The 14,469-nt window shown below is 71.7% G+C and carries 11 protein-coding genes, 1 pseudogene and 1 riboswitch; of the genes and pseudogenes, 1 reads left to right on the top strand and 11 read right to left on the bottom strand.

Annotation, left to right across the window (positions count from 1 at the left end):
* Positions 1-11: 11 nt before the first annotated feature.
* On the bottom strand, positions 12-1,019 hold the full coding sequence (locus ACZ7GJ_RS02295; RefSeq protein ID WP_470748536.1) for a LysM peptidoglycan-binding domain-containing M23 family metallopeptidase: 1,008 nt from the start codon (positions 1,017-1,019) through the stop codon (positions 12-14).
* A gap of 2 nt (positions 1,020-1,021) precedes the next feature.
* A riboswitch (cyclic di-AMP (ydaO/yuaA leader) is annotated at positions 1,022-1,198 on the bottom strand.
* Positions 1,199-1,509: 311 nt separating this feature from the next.
* Between ACZ7GJ_RS02295 and ACZ7GJ_RS02290 the strand changes: the two genes are divergently transcribed.
* A complete protein-coding gene (locus tag ACZ7GJ_RS02290) occupies positions 1,510-2,316 on the top strand; it encodes a tyrosine-protein phosphatase (protein ID WP_470748534.1) in 807 nt (268 codons plus the stop codon).
* Between the two features lie 70 nt (positions 2,317-2,386).
* On the opposite strand, the gene ACZ7GJ_RS02285 is transcribed toward ACZ7GJ_RS02290, so the two are convergent.
* The 10 genes and pseudogenes from ACZ7GJ_RS02285 to ACZ7GJ_RS02240 form a co-directional block, all read right to left on the bottom strand.
* The gene (locus tag ACZ7GJ_RS02285; protein WP_470748532.1) at positions 2,387-3,790 is read right to left on the bottom strand and encodes an aspartate aminotransferase family protein; all 1,404 of its coding nucleotides are present in this window, start codon (positions 3,788-3,790) and stop codon (positions 2,387-2,389) included.
* Positions 3,787-4,818 carry an adenosyl-hopene transferase HpnH gene (gene hpnH, locus ACZ7GJ_RS02280; RefSeq protein WP_470748530.1) on the bottom strand — a complete coding sequence of 344 codons (1,032 nt, stop codon included), beginning with the start codon at positions 4,816-4,818 and terminating at the stop codon, positions 3,787-3,789. Before hpnH ends, ACZ7GJ_RS02285 begins: the two co-directional genes overlap by 4 nt.
* 5 nt (positions 4,819-4,823) lie before the next feature.
* Entirely contained in the window at positions 4,824-5,504 is a 681-nt protein-coding gene (locus ACZ7GJ_RS02275; protein WP_470748528.1) for a phosphorylase family protein, read from the bottom strand.
* Positions 5,504-7,639, bottom strand: coding sequence for a squalene--hopene cyclase (shc, locus tag ACZ7GJ_RS02270; RefSeq protein ID WP_470748526.1), 2,136 nt, complete (start codon positions 7,637-7,639; stop codon positions 5,504-5,506). Before shc ends, ACZ7GJ_RS02275 begins: the two co-directional genes overlap by 1 nt.
* Positions 7,640-7,757: 118 nt before the next feature.
* The gene (locus ACZ7GJ_RS02265; protein WP_470748524.1) at positions 7,758-8,858 is read right to left on the bottom strand and encodes a polyprenyl synthetase family protein; all 1,101 of its coding nucleotides are present in this window, start codon (positions 8,856-8,858) and stop codon (positions 7,758-7,760) included.
* Between the two features lie 71 nt (positions 8,859-8,929).
* Positions 8,930-10,372, bottom strand: a pseudogene (hpnE, locus tag ACZ7GJ_RS02260) (hydroxysqualene dehydroxylase HpnE); the annotation flags it as partial.
* 7 nt (positions 10,373-10,379) lie between these two features.
* Complete coding sequence (gene hpnD, locus ACZ7GJ_RS02255; protein ID WP_470748522.1) at positions 10,380-11,360, bottom strand: presqualene diphosphate synthase HpnD; 981 nt, start codon at positions 11,358-11,360, stop codon at positions 10,380-10,382.
* Entirely contained in the window at positions 11,357-12,286 is a 930-nt protein-coding gene (gene hpnC / locus ACZ7GJ_RS02250; RefSeq protein WP_470748520.1) for a squalene synthase HpnC, read from the bottom strand. Before hpnC ends, hpnD begins: the two co-directional genes overlap by 4 nt.
* 394 nt (positions 12,287-12,680) lie before the next feature.
* Positions 12,681-13,463: an ABC transporter ATP-binding protein gene (locus tag ACZ7GJ_RS02245; protein WP_365919130.1), complete on the bottom strand. Its 783-nt coding sequence runs from the start codon at positions 13,461-13,463 to the stop codon at positions 12,681-12,683.
* Complete coding sequence (locus ACZ7GJ_RS02240) at positions 13,456-14,385, bottom strand: ABC transporter permease (RefSeq protein WP_470748518.1); 930 nt, start codon at positions 14,383-14,385, stop codon at positions 13,456-13,458. Before ACZ7GJ_RS02240 ends, ACZ7GJ_RS02245 begins: the two co-directional genes overlap by 8 nt.
* Positions 14,386-14,469: the final 84 nt, after the last annotated feature.

Raw genomic sequence — 14,469 nt, 5'->3', positions numbered from 1 at the left:
CGGAGGGGCCGTCAGATGCTGACGCCCTTGGAGCGGAGGTAGGCCAGCGGGTCGATGTCGGAACCGTAGGACGGGCCGGTGCGGATCTCGAAGTGGAGGTGCGGGCCGGTCACGTTGCCGGTGGCGCCGGAGAGGCCGATGCTCTGCCCGGCGGTGACGCTCTGGCCGACCGAGACCGACAGCTGGGAGAGGTGGCCGTACTGGGAGTACTTGCCGTCGGCGTGCCGGATGACGACCTCGTTGCCGTACGCGCCGCCCCAGCCGGCGGAGACGACGGTGCCCGCGCCGACCGCCTTGATGGTGGTGCCGGTGCTCGCGATGAAGTCGACGCCCGTGTGGTAGCCGCTGGACCACATGGCGCCGGCGGTCTTGTAGGCGGTGGAGACGCCGCCGCCGACCGGGGAGACGAAACCGGAGGACGGCGCGGCCTGCTGCTCGGCGGGGGCGGCGGGCGCCGCCTGCGCCTCGTCCGCGGGGGCGCCGCCCTCGTCCGAGGGAGCACTGTCGAGCGCGGCCTGGTCGGCCCGGCCCTCGCCGGCGGAGGCCGGGTCGGCCGCATCGGCCGGGGATTCGGCGGAGGACTGCTCGACGGGGGCCGGAGCCTGCTTCGGGGCCGGAGCGGCGGTGGGAGCGGACTCCCCCTGGGCGCCGAGCGTCAGCTTCAGCCCGGGGTGGATCAGCGAGGGGTCGGCGCCGACGGCCGCGCGGTTGTCGGCGTACAGCTGCTGCCAGCCGCCGGTGAGGTGCTGCTGGGCGGCGATCTTGGAGAGATGGTCGCCCGGGACGACGGTGTACACGGACGGCGCGGCCGCCGCAGCGGCGGCGGGAGCGGCCTGCAGCGCCGCGGGAACCTGCGCGGCCACGACGGGCGCCGCGGCCGGGGCGGAGGCGGAGGCGGCCTGGGCGGAGGCGGCCCCGAACAGCGGGAGCACGAGGGCCGCGCCGCCGGTGCCTGCCATGGCGAAACCGCGGGATATCGAGGGGGACTTGGGACGGCGGTGCTTACCCTTTGCAGGCATGGTGAATTCCTCTCCGTCGCCTGCGAGGTGAGCTGTCGGGTTCGGACTGGAGATGTCCGGCCGTACATGAACAGCACATGTACGGCTTCACCCCGAGCCGTCCCGGTATAAAGATCCGGAACAGCGGCCTACCTGGTTCCCCCGCTCCTGCCGCGCGCGTGAATAGTCGGGTGCGGTTTCCGGATGGGGCAGGATTCGGCGGTCCATCCGGATCGAGAGCGAAGCTAATCGAGTTCGTCCACACGGAACAAGCCATGAATTTCCTGACGGAAACTCAAGGGTGATGATCCAGCGGAATTCCGGTCACCCTGCGTCCATTCCGCGGCGGCAACAGCCGCCCTGGGAAAGCAATTCGCCCATGATGATCAGGCACTCACGGTCACCGTATGATCTGGCTCACGGGGACGCGCCCGATCTCGCCTGCACTTATGGCAAGTTGCCGCCAAGTAGTGTAATTCGGACATCCCCTCAACCACCCGGAGGAGCCGCCGTGACCCAGCAGATACCCCAGAGCCCGTCCACCGAACCGGGGCTGGCCGGAGTGCGCAACTTCCGTGACGTGGGCGGCCTTCCGGCCGCCGACGGACGCAGGGTCAAGACGGGACGACTGTTCCGAAGCGGACATCTCGCGCATGCCACCGAAACCGACGCAGAGTTCCTCGCATCCCTCGGCCTGCACACCATCTTCGACTTCCGCAACGGCGCCGACCACGCGCTGGAAGGACGGGACGTGGAGCTGCCGGGCGTGCTCAACGTCAACATCCCGCTCTCGGACCCGGCGGACGGGCGGGAGTTCTGGAAGATGGTCCGCGACGGCGACCTCGACCAGCTCCGCTCGATCCTGGGCGACGGCAAGGCCGCGGATCGGATGGCGAACTCGTACCGCACGATCATCAAGAACCGCACCGCCGAGCACAGCCGGGTGGTGCACGCCCTGGCCGGGGACAGCGTCCCGGCCCTGATGCACTGCGCGGCCGGCAAGGACCGGGCCGGGCTGTCGATCGCCGTCACCCTGCTCGCACTGGGCGTCGGGCGCGAGGCGGTCGTGGCGGACTACTTGGAGTCGAACGCCCCGCACAACCGCTACCGGGTCCGCCGCGGCAGCCCGGCCCCCGAGGCCCGCTCCCCCGAGGTGATGGAGCTGCTCGCCCCGCTCTTCGACGCCCGCGCCGAGTACCTGGAGGCCGCCTTCGAGACCATCGACGGCCACTGGGGCGGCCTGGACCGCTACCTCGCCGAGGGCCTCGGACTCACGCCCGAGACCCTCGACCGGCTCCGCGACCGACTGCTCGACTGACCGCTCGACCGACTGCTCGACCGACCGCTCGGCCGACTGCTCAACCGAGATCGCCCGGCGGAGCAGGCCGTCAGCCGTTGCTGACGGCCTGCTTCACCAGCGTCCTGCCGAAGTCCCACATCAGCCCGCCGCCCCCGTGCGCCTCGTCCATGACCTCCCGGAAGGCCCTGACGAACCGGTCCACGTCCGCCTCGTCCACGACGAGCGGCGGGATGAGCTTGATCACTTCCAGGTGGTCCCCGGAGACCTGCGTGAGGATCCGGTGCTTCTGGAGCAGCGGCACCACGACCATCTGCGCGAAGAGCCCCTTGCGGGCCGCCTGCAGCATCGTCCACCGGCTGCGCAGCCCCAGCGAGGACGGGCGGCCGAACTCGATCCCGATCATCAGGCCGCGCCCCCGCACCTCGTGCAGCAGCTCGTACTCGTCCACCAGCGCGGCGAGCCGCCCCCGCAACAGGTCGCCCATGGCCCGGGCGTTGGCCACCACTTCCTCGTCCTCCATGACGGAGAGCACCGCCAGACCGGCCGCCATCGCCTGCGCGTTGGAGCCGAAGCTGGCGGAGTGCACGAGCACCCGGTCCATGGACGAGTAGACCTTCTTGAAGATCCAGTCCCTGCCCAGGGTCGCGCCGACGGGGACGTAGCCGCCCGACAGCGCCTTGGCCACGCAGACCAGGTCCGGCTCCACGCCCGGCTCGTGCTGGTACGCGTAGAAGTCGCCGGTACGTCCGAGGCCGGTCTGGACCTCGTCGGCGATCAGCAGCGCCTTGTGGCGGCGCAGCAGTTCCTGCGCGGCGGGCAGGAAGCCCGGCGGGGCCGCGAGTACGCCCTTGCCCTGGATCGGCTCGACGACGAAGGCGGCCACGTCGCCGCGCTTCAGCTCCCGCTCCAGGGCGGCCAGGTCCCCGAGCGCGATCTTCGTGTCGGGCAGCAGCGGCGCGAAGCCGTCCCGGAAGCCGCCCTCCCCGTTCACCGAGAGCGAGCCGGTGGTGAGCCCGTGGAAGGCGTGGTCGCAGTAGAGGATCCTGGGCCGCCCGGTGGCGTAGCGGGCGAACTTCAGGGCCGTCTCCACCGCCTCCGTGCCGCTGTTGCCGAAGAAGACCCGGTCCAGGTGCGGGCTGTAGGAGAGCAGCTTCTCGGCCAGCAGCCCCGGAAGCGGCTGGCAGTCGAAGCGGGTGAGGTCGGCGAGCTGCGCGTCCAGGACGTCGTGCAGGGCGCGCCGCACCACGGGGTGGTGCCGGCCCAGGCCCATGACTCCGAACCCGGCCAGCATGTCGAGGTAGTCGTTGCCCTCGGCGTCCCAGAAGTGGGCGCCCTCGGCCCGCTCGTAGACCTTGTCGAAGCCGATGGTGTGCAGCATCCGGGGCAGCTGGTGGTTGAGGTGGCGGGCGTGCAGCTCGTACCGCTCCCCGCCGCGCTCGGCCAGCAGGGCGCCGAGGTCGAAGCCCTTGCCCCCTCCGGTTGCGGGTGTCATGCCGACTTGTCCCGGTTGCTGCCGATCGTCTCCCGGGCCGCGCGCAGGGACTCCTTGAGCGAGCCCATGGTGGCCAGGACGGCGGTCGGCTCGTAGCCGCAGTGCGCCATGCAGTTCGCGCAGCGCGGGTCCTTGCCGCGGCCGTACTTGCTCCAGTCGGTGTCCTCGATCAGTTCCCGGTAGGTCGGCACGTACCCGTCGCTCATCAGATAGCAGGGGCGCTGCCAGCCGAAGAGCGAGTAATTCGGAATGGCCCAGGCGGTGCAGGGGAAATCGGCCTTGCCTTCCAGGAAGTCCAGGAAGAGCGGGGAGTGGTTGAGCCGCCAGCGCCGCCGGTTGCCGCCCGCGAAGGCCTTCTTGAAGAGTTCGCGGGTCTGTTCGACACCGAGGAAGTGTTCCTGATCGGGAGCCTTTTCGTACGCGTAGGCGGGTGAGATCATCATCTCGTCCACCTGGAGGTCGTCATTGAGGTAGTTGAGCACCTCGATGATGGTCTGCGGGGTGTCGGTGTTGAAGAAGGTGGAGTTCGTGGTCACCCGGAACCCGCGCTTCTTCGCCTCCTTGATGGCCGCGACCGCCTCGTCGAACACGCCTTCCTTGGCCACCGACTCGTCATGGCGTTCGCGCAGGCCGTCGATGTGCACGGCGAAGGCGAAGTACGGGGACGGGGTGAAGTTCTCGATCTTCTTGCGGAGCAGCATCGCATTGGTGCAAAGGAAGACATACTTCCGCTTCGCCACCAACTGGCGCACGATCTCGTGGATCTGCGGGTGCATCAAGGGCTCTCCGCCCGCGATGGAGACCATCGGGGCGCCGGACTCCAGTACGGCGCCGACCGCCTGGGCCACCGGCATTCGCTGCTTGAGCACGCCGGCCGGGTGCTGGATCTTTCCGCACCCCTCACAGGCGAGGTTGCACGCGTAGAGCGGTTCCAGCTCGACGATCAGCGGGAACTTCTCTCGCTTGCGGAGCTTCTGTTCGAGAAGATAGGTCCCGACCCTGACGGTCTGGCGCAGCGGCATGGCCATCTGGCTCACCTCCTGGGGAGCAGCAAAGAACGGTGCCAGTCGTAAAACGCGGGCAGTACGGCACGCAGTACGCGGAAGGCCGATATTCCACCGCGGACCGTGCCGATACGGACGAGCTCATGCTCCGGAGCGTCCACGATCACCCGTACGGCCGCAACCGGGCGCCCGGCGCCCGGCGCGAGGCCGCCGCCGCGGGTCGCGGCAGCGGTCCAGAGGGTGGCCGCCGACTCCATGTCGACCCCGATGGCGCCGGTGGCGCGCAGTTGCGCGCGCTCCTGGCCCCGTACGACGTGGTCGGATCCGGTCAGTGCGCCGATGTGCACGGTCCTGCCGGGTGCGGCCCGGGCCAGTGCCTCGGCGAGCAGGGCGGTACCGGCGCAGGCGACGGCGCCGCGCGGGTCCCGGGTCTCCTCGGCGACGATCAGGTCGCCGGGGTTCATGCCGGGCACCAGCCCGGCGCAGAATCCGGTGGCCAGGACGGCCGCGTCGCTCAGCCCCGGCTCGCCGAGCGCCCGCCCGACGGCCCGCTCGGCGGCGCGCGGGCCCATGCCGGTGCGCAGGACGGCGTACCCGGGCGGCGCGCCGCCGCGTGCGCCGCGGCCGCCGCTGCGCAGGGCCGCCTGCTCGATGCGCAGCGCGCAGGCGACCAGCAGCGGGGCGGCCGGTCCGCTCCCGGGCGTCCCCATCAGGCCTCCTCGGCCGGGGCGGAGGCGGCAGGGGCGGAGACGGCCTGGGCGGAGACGGCCTGGGCTGTCGCAGGGGCCTCGGCCCCCGCACCGACCGGGTCCGCGCCGTACCGGCCCTCGGGGCCGAACGGCTCCCCGTACAGGTAGCGGCCGAGGGCGGTGAGCGGGAACACCTGCCGGTACAGGTGGTAGTTGATGGAGAAGTCCCAGGGGAAGCCGGTGCCCGTGAAGTACGGCTCGTCCCAGGAGCCGTCCTCCCGCTGCGTCCCGACCAGGTAGGCGATCCCCCGCTCGACGGACGCGGCGTCGCGTTCGCCCGCGGACAGCAGGGCCATCAGCGCCCAGGCGGTCTGCGAGGCGGTGGAGGCGCCCTTCCCGGCCCAGGACGGGTCCTGGTAGGAGCGCTGGTCCTCCCCCCACCCGCCGTCCTCGTTCTGTACGGATTCCAGCCAGCCCACGGCCCGCCGGATCGCGGGGTGCGCCGGAGCGATGCCCGCGGCCGTCAGCGCCGGGACCACCGAGCCGGTCCCGTAGACGTAGTTGGTGCCCCAGCGGCCGAACCACGCGCCGCCCGCCTCCTGTTCGGCGAGCAGCCAGGCGATGCCGCGGCGGGTCCGCGCGTCGCCCGCCCGGCCCTCGACGGCGAGCATCTCCACCACGTGGGCGGTGACGTCGGCGGAGGGCGGGTCGATGACCTCGCCGAAGTCGCAGAAGGGCAGCCTGTTCGGGAAGGGGCTGGTGTTGTCGGCGTCGAAGGCGCCCCAGGCACCGTTCCTCGACTGCATCCCGAGGTTCCAGGACACCCCTCGGGCGATGGCCGCCTCGACGCGCGCCGGCTCGGGGTGCTTGATCCGGCGCAGCGCGAGGACCACCTCGGCGGTGTCGTCGATGTCGGGGTAGTTGTCGTTGTGGAACTCGAAGGCCCAGCCGCCGGGGGCCAGCCCCGGCCTGCGCACGGCCCAGTCGCCGCTGCGCACGATCTCCTCGCCGAGCATCCAGTCGGCGGCCTTCACCAGCGCCGGGTGGTCGGGGCGCACTCCCGCGTCGGCGAGCGCGATGGCCGCCAGGCAGGTGTCCCAGACCGGGGACTGGCAGGCCTCGATCATGCGGGCGCCGTCCTCGCGCCATACGGCGAAGCGGTCCAGGGATTCCAGTCCGGCCCGCATCACGGGGTGGCGCAGGTCGTAGCCGAGCAGGTGCAGGGCGATGACGGAGTACACGGCGGGGGGCTGGATCCCGCCCCAGCAGCCGTCGTTCTCCTGGCGCTCGACGATCCAGCGGGCCGCCGCCGCCATCGCGGCCTTGCGCAGCCGGCGCGGGGCGAACCGCCGGTACACGTGCAGGGCCTTGTCCATCCGCTGGAACGCGCCCTCCCAACTGGCCATCGGGGCGAGCGGTTTGACAGGGTTCGGCACCCGGGCGTCGGTGTGCAGCTCGTCCAGGGCGAAGGGCGCCGGGCGCACCGGACGCAGCGCGGAGACCACGGTGAGCGGGACGATGGTCTGGCGGGCCCAGCAGCCGAAGTCGTAGATGTTGAGCGGGACCCACGGCGGCAGGAAGACCAGCTCGGGCGGGAGTTCGGGCAGGTCGTCCCAGCTCCACCAGCCGAACAGCGCCAGCCAGATCCGGGTGAACACCCGGGCGGCGGCGATCCCCCCGCGGGATCTGATCCAGGCGGAGGCGCGCGCCATGTGCGGGGCGTCGGGGGCGTCACCGGCCAGGCGCAGGGCGACGTACGCCTCGATGGTGGCGGACAGGTCGGAGGGGCCCTGGTGGAAGGTGGCCCAGGTGCCGTCGTCCTGCTGCTCGCCGCGGATGAACTGCGCGGCGGCGCGGGTGGTGGCCTCGTCCCCGATCCCGAGGAACTGCCTCAGCAGCAGGTCCTCGGCGTCCATGGTGACGTTGGTCTCCAGGTCGCCCTTCCACCACCCGGCCGCGTCCTGCCGGGCGAGCAGGTGCCGCGTGGCCCGCGCGGCGGCCTCCAAGGCCCCCTGCGGCAGGCCGGGGGCCGGGGGCGCCCCGGCCGTGTCCCGGCCCGGCGGGCCCGGGGCCGTGTCCGCGGTCCGTACCGCGGTGTCATCCGAGCCGGCGTCGCGGGCACCCGCACCCGCGCCGCCGTCGGTCGTCGCTGTCATGGCTTCCCCTTTACCTGCAGTGTCCTCTGCTGTCCTGGGGTCTGCCGTCGGCCGGTGCCGCTGTCAGAGGGCGGCGCCGGCCGGCGACTCGCGAGTCATATACGGGCCCGGGTCGCGATCACCTCTTGCGCACGACGACGAAGTCGGCGAGGGCGACCAGCTGGTCGCGCACCCGCTGCGGCATGTTCACGTCGTCCAGTGCGCGGATCGCGATCGCGTGCTGGCGGCGCGCCTCGTCGGCGGTCCACTGGCGGCCGCCGGCCGCCTCGATGAGCGCGGCGCGGGCCGCGAACTCCTCCTCGGAGAAGTTCTCGAAGTCGTTGCTCTTGGCGTCTGCGGCCAGGAGCTCCCCGAGCTCCTCGCACGCGGGGCCGCCGGCCGCGAGGGCGGCGACGACCGGCAGGGACTTCTTGCGCTGGCGCAGGTCGCTCCAGGTCTGCTTGCCGGTGGACTCCGGGTCGCCCCAGATGCCGAGCAGGTCGTCCACGGCCTGGAAGGCGAGGCCGAGGTGGTAGCCGTACTCCTCCAGCTTGTCGGCCGTGCGGTCGTCCGCGCCGCCGAGCACGGCGCCGATGGAGACCGCGCAGGCGAGCAGGGCGCCGGTCTTGTTGCCCTCCATCTCCAGGCACTCCTCGACGCTGACGCGCTCGCGGTGCTCGTAGGAGATGTCCTGCGCCTGGCCGTCGATCAGCTTGCGGCTGGCGGTGGTGAGGCGGCGTGCCGCGCGACCCGCCTCGACCGTGCCGAGCTCCAGCAGCACCTCGTTGGCGAGGGCGAACAGCGCGTCGCCGACCAGGATCGCGAGGGCAGGTCCGTGGACCTTCCACACCGTGTCGCGGTGGCGGCGCTGCTCGTCGCCGTCCATCAGGTCGTCGTGGAGCAGCGAGAAGTTGTGCACGAGCTCGACCGCGACGGCCCCGGGGATGCCGACCTCGGCAGCGGCGCCCGCGGCCTCGGCGGAGAGCAGGGCGAGGGCGGGGCGGACGGCCTTGCCGCCGTCGCCGTCCGCCGGGTTGCCGTGGGCGTCGATCCAGCCGAAGTGGTAGGCGGCGACGGTGTCCATGGGCGCGGCGAGCCGGTCCACGGCGGCGCGGAGCACGGGCGTGGACAGCGTGCGGCCGCGCTCCAGGAGGGCGAGCGTGTCCGCCTTCTCCACGCCCCCTGCGGATGTGCCCACACTGGCATCCGAGTGCTCGACAGCCGGATTCCCCGGGTTCACTGGCTCTCCTCTGGTTCCTGTACGTGCTGCGGTGCGTGCTCCCGCAGTTGTGCCGGTGGTGCTGGTGGTGGTCATGCCGCCTCCTGCAGGGGGTTTTCGCGGGGACGGCCGAGCGCCGCGAGCGCTGCGTGCGCCGCGCTCAGTCCGCTGCGGACTGCGCTCTCCATGGTCGCGGGCCAACCGGTGGCGGTCCACGCACCGGCCAGGTAGAGCCCCGGCGTGTCGGTCCGCGCGCCGGGCCGGAGCCGGCCGACGCCGGGGGTGGGGGCGAAGGTCGCCGTGCGCTCCCGGGTGACGAAGAAGTCCCGTACCTTGGCGCCGCGGGCGGCGGGCAGCAGCCGCTCCAGCTCGGGCAGGTACTTGGCTCGCAGCACCGAGACGGGCTCGTCGATGTCGTCCTGGGCCACGGACTGGGACAGGGCCAGGTACTGGCCCCCGTCGGGCAGTCCGGAGGCCTCGGTACGGTCGAAGACCCACTGCACCGGTGAGCCGAGCGCGGCGAAGAAGGGCTGCTTGAGCACCTTGCGGTCGTAGACGACGTGGACGTTGAGGATCGGCGCGGTGCCGATGTCGAGGAGCTTGTCCGGGTCGGCGAGCGCCCCGGGCGGGAGCAGTCCGTGGGCCTCGCGCTGCGGGACGGCGAGGACGACCGTGTCGGCGTCCAGCGCCTCGCTCTCGGTGTCGACGCGCCAACTGCCCTCGTCCGTACGGGAGATGCAGGTGACTCGGGTGCGCAGCTCGGTCCGTACGCCGGCCGCGTCGAGGGCCTTGCGGGCGAGGGTGTCGTGCAGGTCGCCGAGCGGGACGCTGGCCCAGCCGATGTCGGCGGCGCCGTTCTCGGAGAGCAGGCCGGTCTTGAAGACCATGGCGGCCAGCCCCAGCGAGGACTGGTCGGCGGTGGCGTTGAGGGTGGCGATGCCGACGAGGTCCCACAGCGCCTCGATGGTGCGCGGGGACTGGCCGTAGCGGCCCAGCCAGGTGGCGAAGTCCAGGCCGTCGAGGGCCGGGTCGGCGGGGTCGAGCCGGCGCAGCGCGACGGCGGCGCGCCCGACGCTCACCCGTTCGGCGAGCGAGAGGTGCGGGTAGCGGGCCAGCGAGCCGGCCAGGTGCAGGGGAACGGGCAGGGCGCTGCGGCGCAGCCGTCCCAGGCGGGGGCCGCCGGGGTGGGCGACGTCGAGGACGGGTACGTCGAGCCGGTCCTGGAGGGGTGCGAGGTCGGCGCCGTCGACGCGGTCCAGGAACCACCGGTAGGCGGTGCAGCAGCGCAGGTACACGTGCTGGCCGTTGTCGATGGTCAGTTCGCCGCGCTTGAAGGAGAAGGCGAGGCCGCCGAGCCGCGGCCGCCCTTCGAGGAGGGTGACCCGCAGTCCGGCGTCGGCGAGTTCGAGTGCGGTGGTGACCCCGGCGAGGCCGCCGCCGACGACCACGGCCCGGTTGGCGGTCATGGCGGTCATTCGTCCTCCTCTGTCGCTGCCACAGACGCCGCGGCGCGGCGCGGGGTTGCCCGGAGCGGGCCCGCCATCAGGCCCGCCTCCTGTTGCTCTGGCGCGAGACGGTCCGCGCGTCGAGGCCGGAGAGGCCGCGGACGGCGACGTACGCCTTCTCGTGCGTCGGCAGCGAGACGCGTCCGCGGAGCACCGCCTCGGGGTCGCGCTCGATGCGGTCCAGCAGGCGCCGGTAGATGCCCGCCATGGCGGCGACGCAGGCGCCGCTGCGCCGGTCGAGCATCGGGAGCAGCCGGTAGCCCTCGGCGAACAGGGCGCGGGCGCGCCGGACTTCGTGGTGGACGAGTCCGGCGAAGTCGGCGCCGGCGGGCATCCGGTCGCTGTGGAAGCCGTCGGAGCAGCCGAACTTGGCGAGGTCCTCGGCGGGCAGGTAGGTGCGGCCGTTGCCCGCGTCCTCCCGTACGTCCCTGAGGATGTTGGTCAGTTGCAGGGCGAGGCCGAGGGTGTCGGCGTACTCGCCGGCACGGGCGGCGTCGGACGCGCCGGGGCCCGCGGTGCTCACCGTGCCGAACACCCCGAGCGAGAGCCGCCCGATGGCGCCGGCCACGCAGCGGCAGTAGGTCTTGAGGTCGTCCCAGGTCTCGTAGGTCTCGCCGCGCACGTCCATCAGGACGCCGTCGATGAGTTCGTCGAGCCCTTCGAGCGGGATCGGGAAGTGGTTCGCCGCGTGCGCGAGGGCGACGGCGACCGGGTCGGTGTCGTCCTCGTCGATCTCCTCGGCCCGGATCCGGCCGAGCAGGGCGCGGGTCTCCTCCAGCCGGGTCAGCTTCGCCTCGGAGGGCAGTGTGCCGTCGCCGATGTCGTCGACGCGCCGGGAGAAGGCGTACAGCGCCGACATCGCCTGCCGCTTGTCGGTGGGCAGCAGCCGGATGCCGTACGCGAAGTTGCGCGCCTGCGAGCCGGTGACGGCCTCGCAGTAGCTGTAGGCCGCCAGTACCGGGGCGGACGGCGCGGACGGTGAAGTCGCGTGGTTGGGGCCCTCCACGTTCGGGCTCACCCCTTTCTCGGCACGGTGCGAAGGACTGCGGCCACCTCGCGGACGAGTCCGCTCCTGGTGGGCTTGGGCGGGCCGGGAAGTACGTCGAAGCCGACTGCGGTGACGGCGCGCAGGGCGGCGCGCCCCCCTCCCACGAATCCCGCGAGCAGCAGCCGGAGCCTTCCGTGCACGCTGCCCACGAGCGGGGTGCCTTCGTCCAGGAGGTCCCGTGCGCGCTGCGTTTCGAACGCGACGAGAGAGCGTACGGATGCGCCGGCGCTCGGGGCCTTGAGGTCGGTCTCGGCCACGCGGAAGCGGCGCATGTCCTCGGCGGGGAGGTAGATCCGGTCCCGTCCGAGGTCCTCGGCGACGTCCTGGAGGTGTTCCGCGATCTGCAGCGCGGTGCAGACGGCGTCGGAGCGGCGGACGCGCTCGGGGGTGCTGGTGCCGGTGAGGGACAGCACGAGCCGGCCGACGGGGTTCGCGGAGAGCTCGCAGTAGCCGAGGAGGTCCCCGTACGTCTCGTAGCGCGCGACCCGCTGGTCCTGGCGGTTGGCCTCGATGAGGCCGAGGAAGGGCTCGGGGGTCAGCGCGTGGTCGCGCACGACGGGCTGGAGGGCCAGCAGGAGCGGGTGGCGCGGCGGGCCGTCCGTTCCGCCGAACACGCGCAGCAGGTCGGCCTCGAAGGCGTCGAGCATGGCGAGCCGGTCGTCCACGGCGGCGGGGTCGAGCCCGAGGAGTACGGCGTCGCGCCCGCCGGGGGCGAGGTCGCCGTCACCGATGTCGTCGACGAGGCGGGCGTACCCGTAGACGGCCATGAGGCCCGCGCGCCAGGCGCGGGGAAGGAAGGCGGGGGCGACGGGGAAGTTCTCCGACGCGGCCTTGTCCAGGGTGGCGCGTGCGTGGCCGGTGTCGGACCGGGGGCTGATGCCGTGCCCCGCGGTCACCGCCCGCCGCCCGGGGCGGGGACGGCCGTCGTGCTTGGGGGCCGGAGAATTCCCGTAGCCATTGCCGTCACATCTCCCGTTCTACACTGCCGACCCAATACATCCTATTTCGGACACGCCGCCGGACTTTCCCGGGGATACGCCAGGCCATTCACCTGTGGGGAATCGTCCCCTCTTGCCTCGATTCAGGACTCGCTCCAGCTTACGCTGTACAACGCCGGGGAGGCTCAACGGGTATTCGGTCGGCTACCTCATGTCGTGCGCTCGAATGTCGTGCGCTCGAATGTCGTGCGCTCGAACGGGGACACCGACGGCGACGCCCCCGGCCCTGCCTTTGCCCCCGCACGCCGAGGCCCCCGCCGCGCGGAGCGGCGGGGGCCTGCGGTCGGAGCGATCAGTGGCTGGTCGCCTTCTCGTATGCCGAGACGACTTCCTCCGTGGGGCCGTCCATGAGGAGTTCGCCCCGCTCCAGCCACAGCACCCGGCTACAGGTGTCGCGGATGGAGTTGTTGTTGTGGCTCACCAGGAAGACCGTGCCGGCCTTCTCCCGCAGTTCGCGGATGCGGTTCTCCGAGCGGACCTGGAACTTGCGGTCACCGGTGGCCAGCGCCTCGTCGATCATCAGGACGTCGTGGTCCTTGGCCGCCGCGATGGAGAAACGCAGACGCGCGGCCATACCGGAGGAGTAGGTGCGCATCGGGAGCGAGATGAAATCGCCCTTCTCGTTGATCCCCGAGAAGTCGACGATGTCCTCGTAGCGCTCCTTGATCTGCTCGCGGGTCATACCCATCGCGAGACCGCCGAGGACCACGTTGCGCTCACCGGTGAGGTCGTTCATCAGTGCGGCGTTGACGCCCAGCAGCGAGGGCTGGCCGTCGGTGTAGACCTTGCCGGACTCGCAGGGCAGCAGACCCGCGATGGCCCGCAGCAGGGTGGACTTGCCGGAGCCGTTGGAGCCGATGAGGCCGATGGCCTCGCCCCGGTACGCCGTGAAGGAGACGCCGCGCACGGCGTGGACCCGGCGGACGCCCGGCGCGTCGCCCTTGCCGCGGCGAAGTATCTTGCTCAGCGCCGCAGTGGCGCTGCCCTTGCCGGAGCTGCCGGTGTTGACGCGGTAGACGATGTGTACCTCGTCGGCGATGACGGTGGGGACGTTCCCCTTGACGATCTCAGCCACGGCCGTAACGCTCCTCAGCCTTCCAGAAGTACACGAATCCGCCGAAGCCGATCAGGACGGCCCAGCCGACCGCGAAGGCCCAGACGTGCGGCGGCAGGTTGTCGCGGCCGTAGTCGTCGATCAGGGCGAAGCGGACCAGGTCCATGTAGATCGCCGCGGGGTTCCACTGCAGGACGTCCGCGATCCACGTCGGCTTGTCCTTCAGCATCTCACTGATCGAGAACATGACGCCGGACGCGTACATCCACGTACGGGTCAGGAAGGGCATCAGCTGCGCGAGGTCGGGGGTCTTGGACCCCATGCGCGCGAAGACCAGGGCCAGGCCGGTGTTGAAGACGAACTGGAGCGCCAGGGTCGGGATGACCAGCAGCCACGACAGCCGCGGGTAGTTCCCGAACCCGACCGCGACGACCACCACGACGATCATCGAGTACAGCAGCTGCTGGAGCTGCTGCATCGAGAAGGAGATCGGCAGCGAGGCGCGCGGGAAGTGCAGCGCGCGGACCAGGCCGAGGTTGGTGGGGATGGCCCGGACGCCCGCCATCAGCGAGTTCTGGGTGAAGGTGAAGACGAAGATGCCCATCACCAGGAAGGGGATGTAGACCCCCTTCTCCATGCCCCGTCCCGCGTTCAGGATGAGGCCGAAGATCAGGTAGTAGACCAGCGCGTTCAGCAGGGGGGTCGCCACCTGCCAGATCTGGCCGAGCTTCGCCTGGCTGTACTGCGCGACCAGCTTGGCCCGGGAGAAGGCCATGATGAAGTGGCGCCGGCCCCACAGCTGCCGCACGTAGCCGCCGAGGCTGGGCCGCGCGCCGCTGACGGACAGGCCGTACTTCCTGGCGAGCTCAGCGGCGCTGAGCCCCGCGTCTTCGGACGGCGGCCTGCTCGTGGCAAGGGCGCCGTCGTGGGTTGTGTCACTCACAAGTTGAAACTTTCCGTCTTCAAGATGCGGCAGAAGGGGCATCGGGCCTGGGGCACGCGCCCGCGATCGGGCTCATGTTCCCAG

It is taken from the genome of Streptomyces sp. NPDC037242, assembly GCF_055604165.1.
Note: the sequence above shows the minus strand (reverse complement) of the source record. Positions and strands in the feature narration are given on the sequence as shown.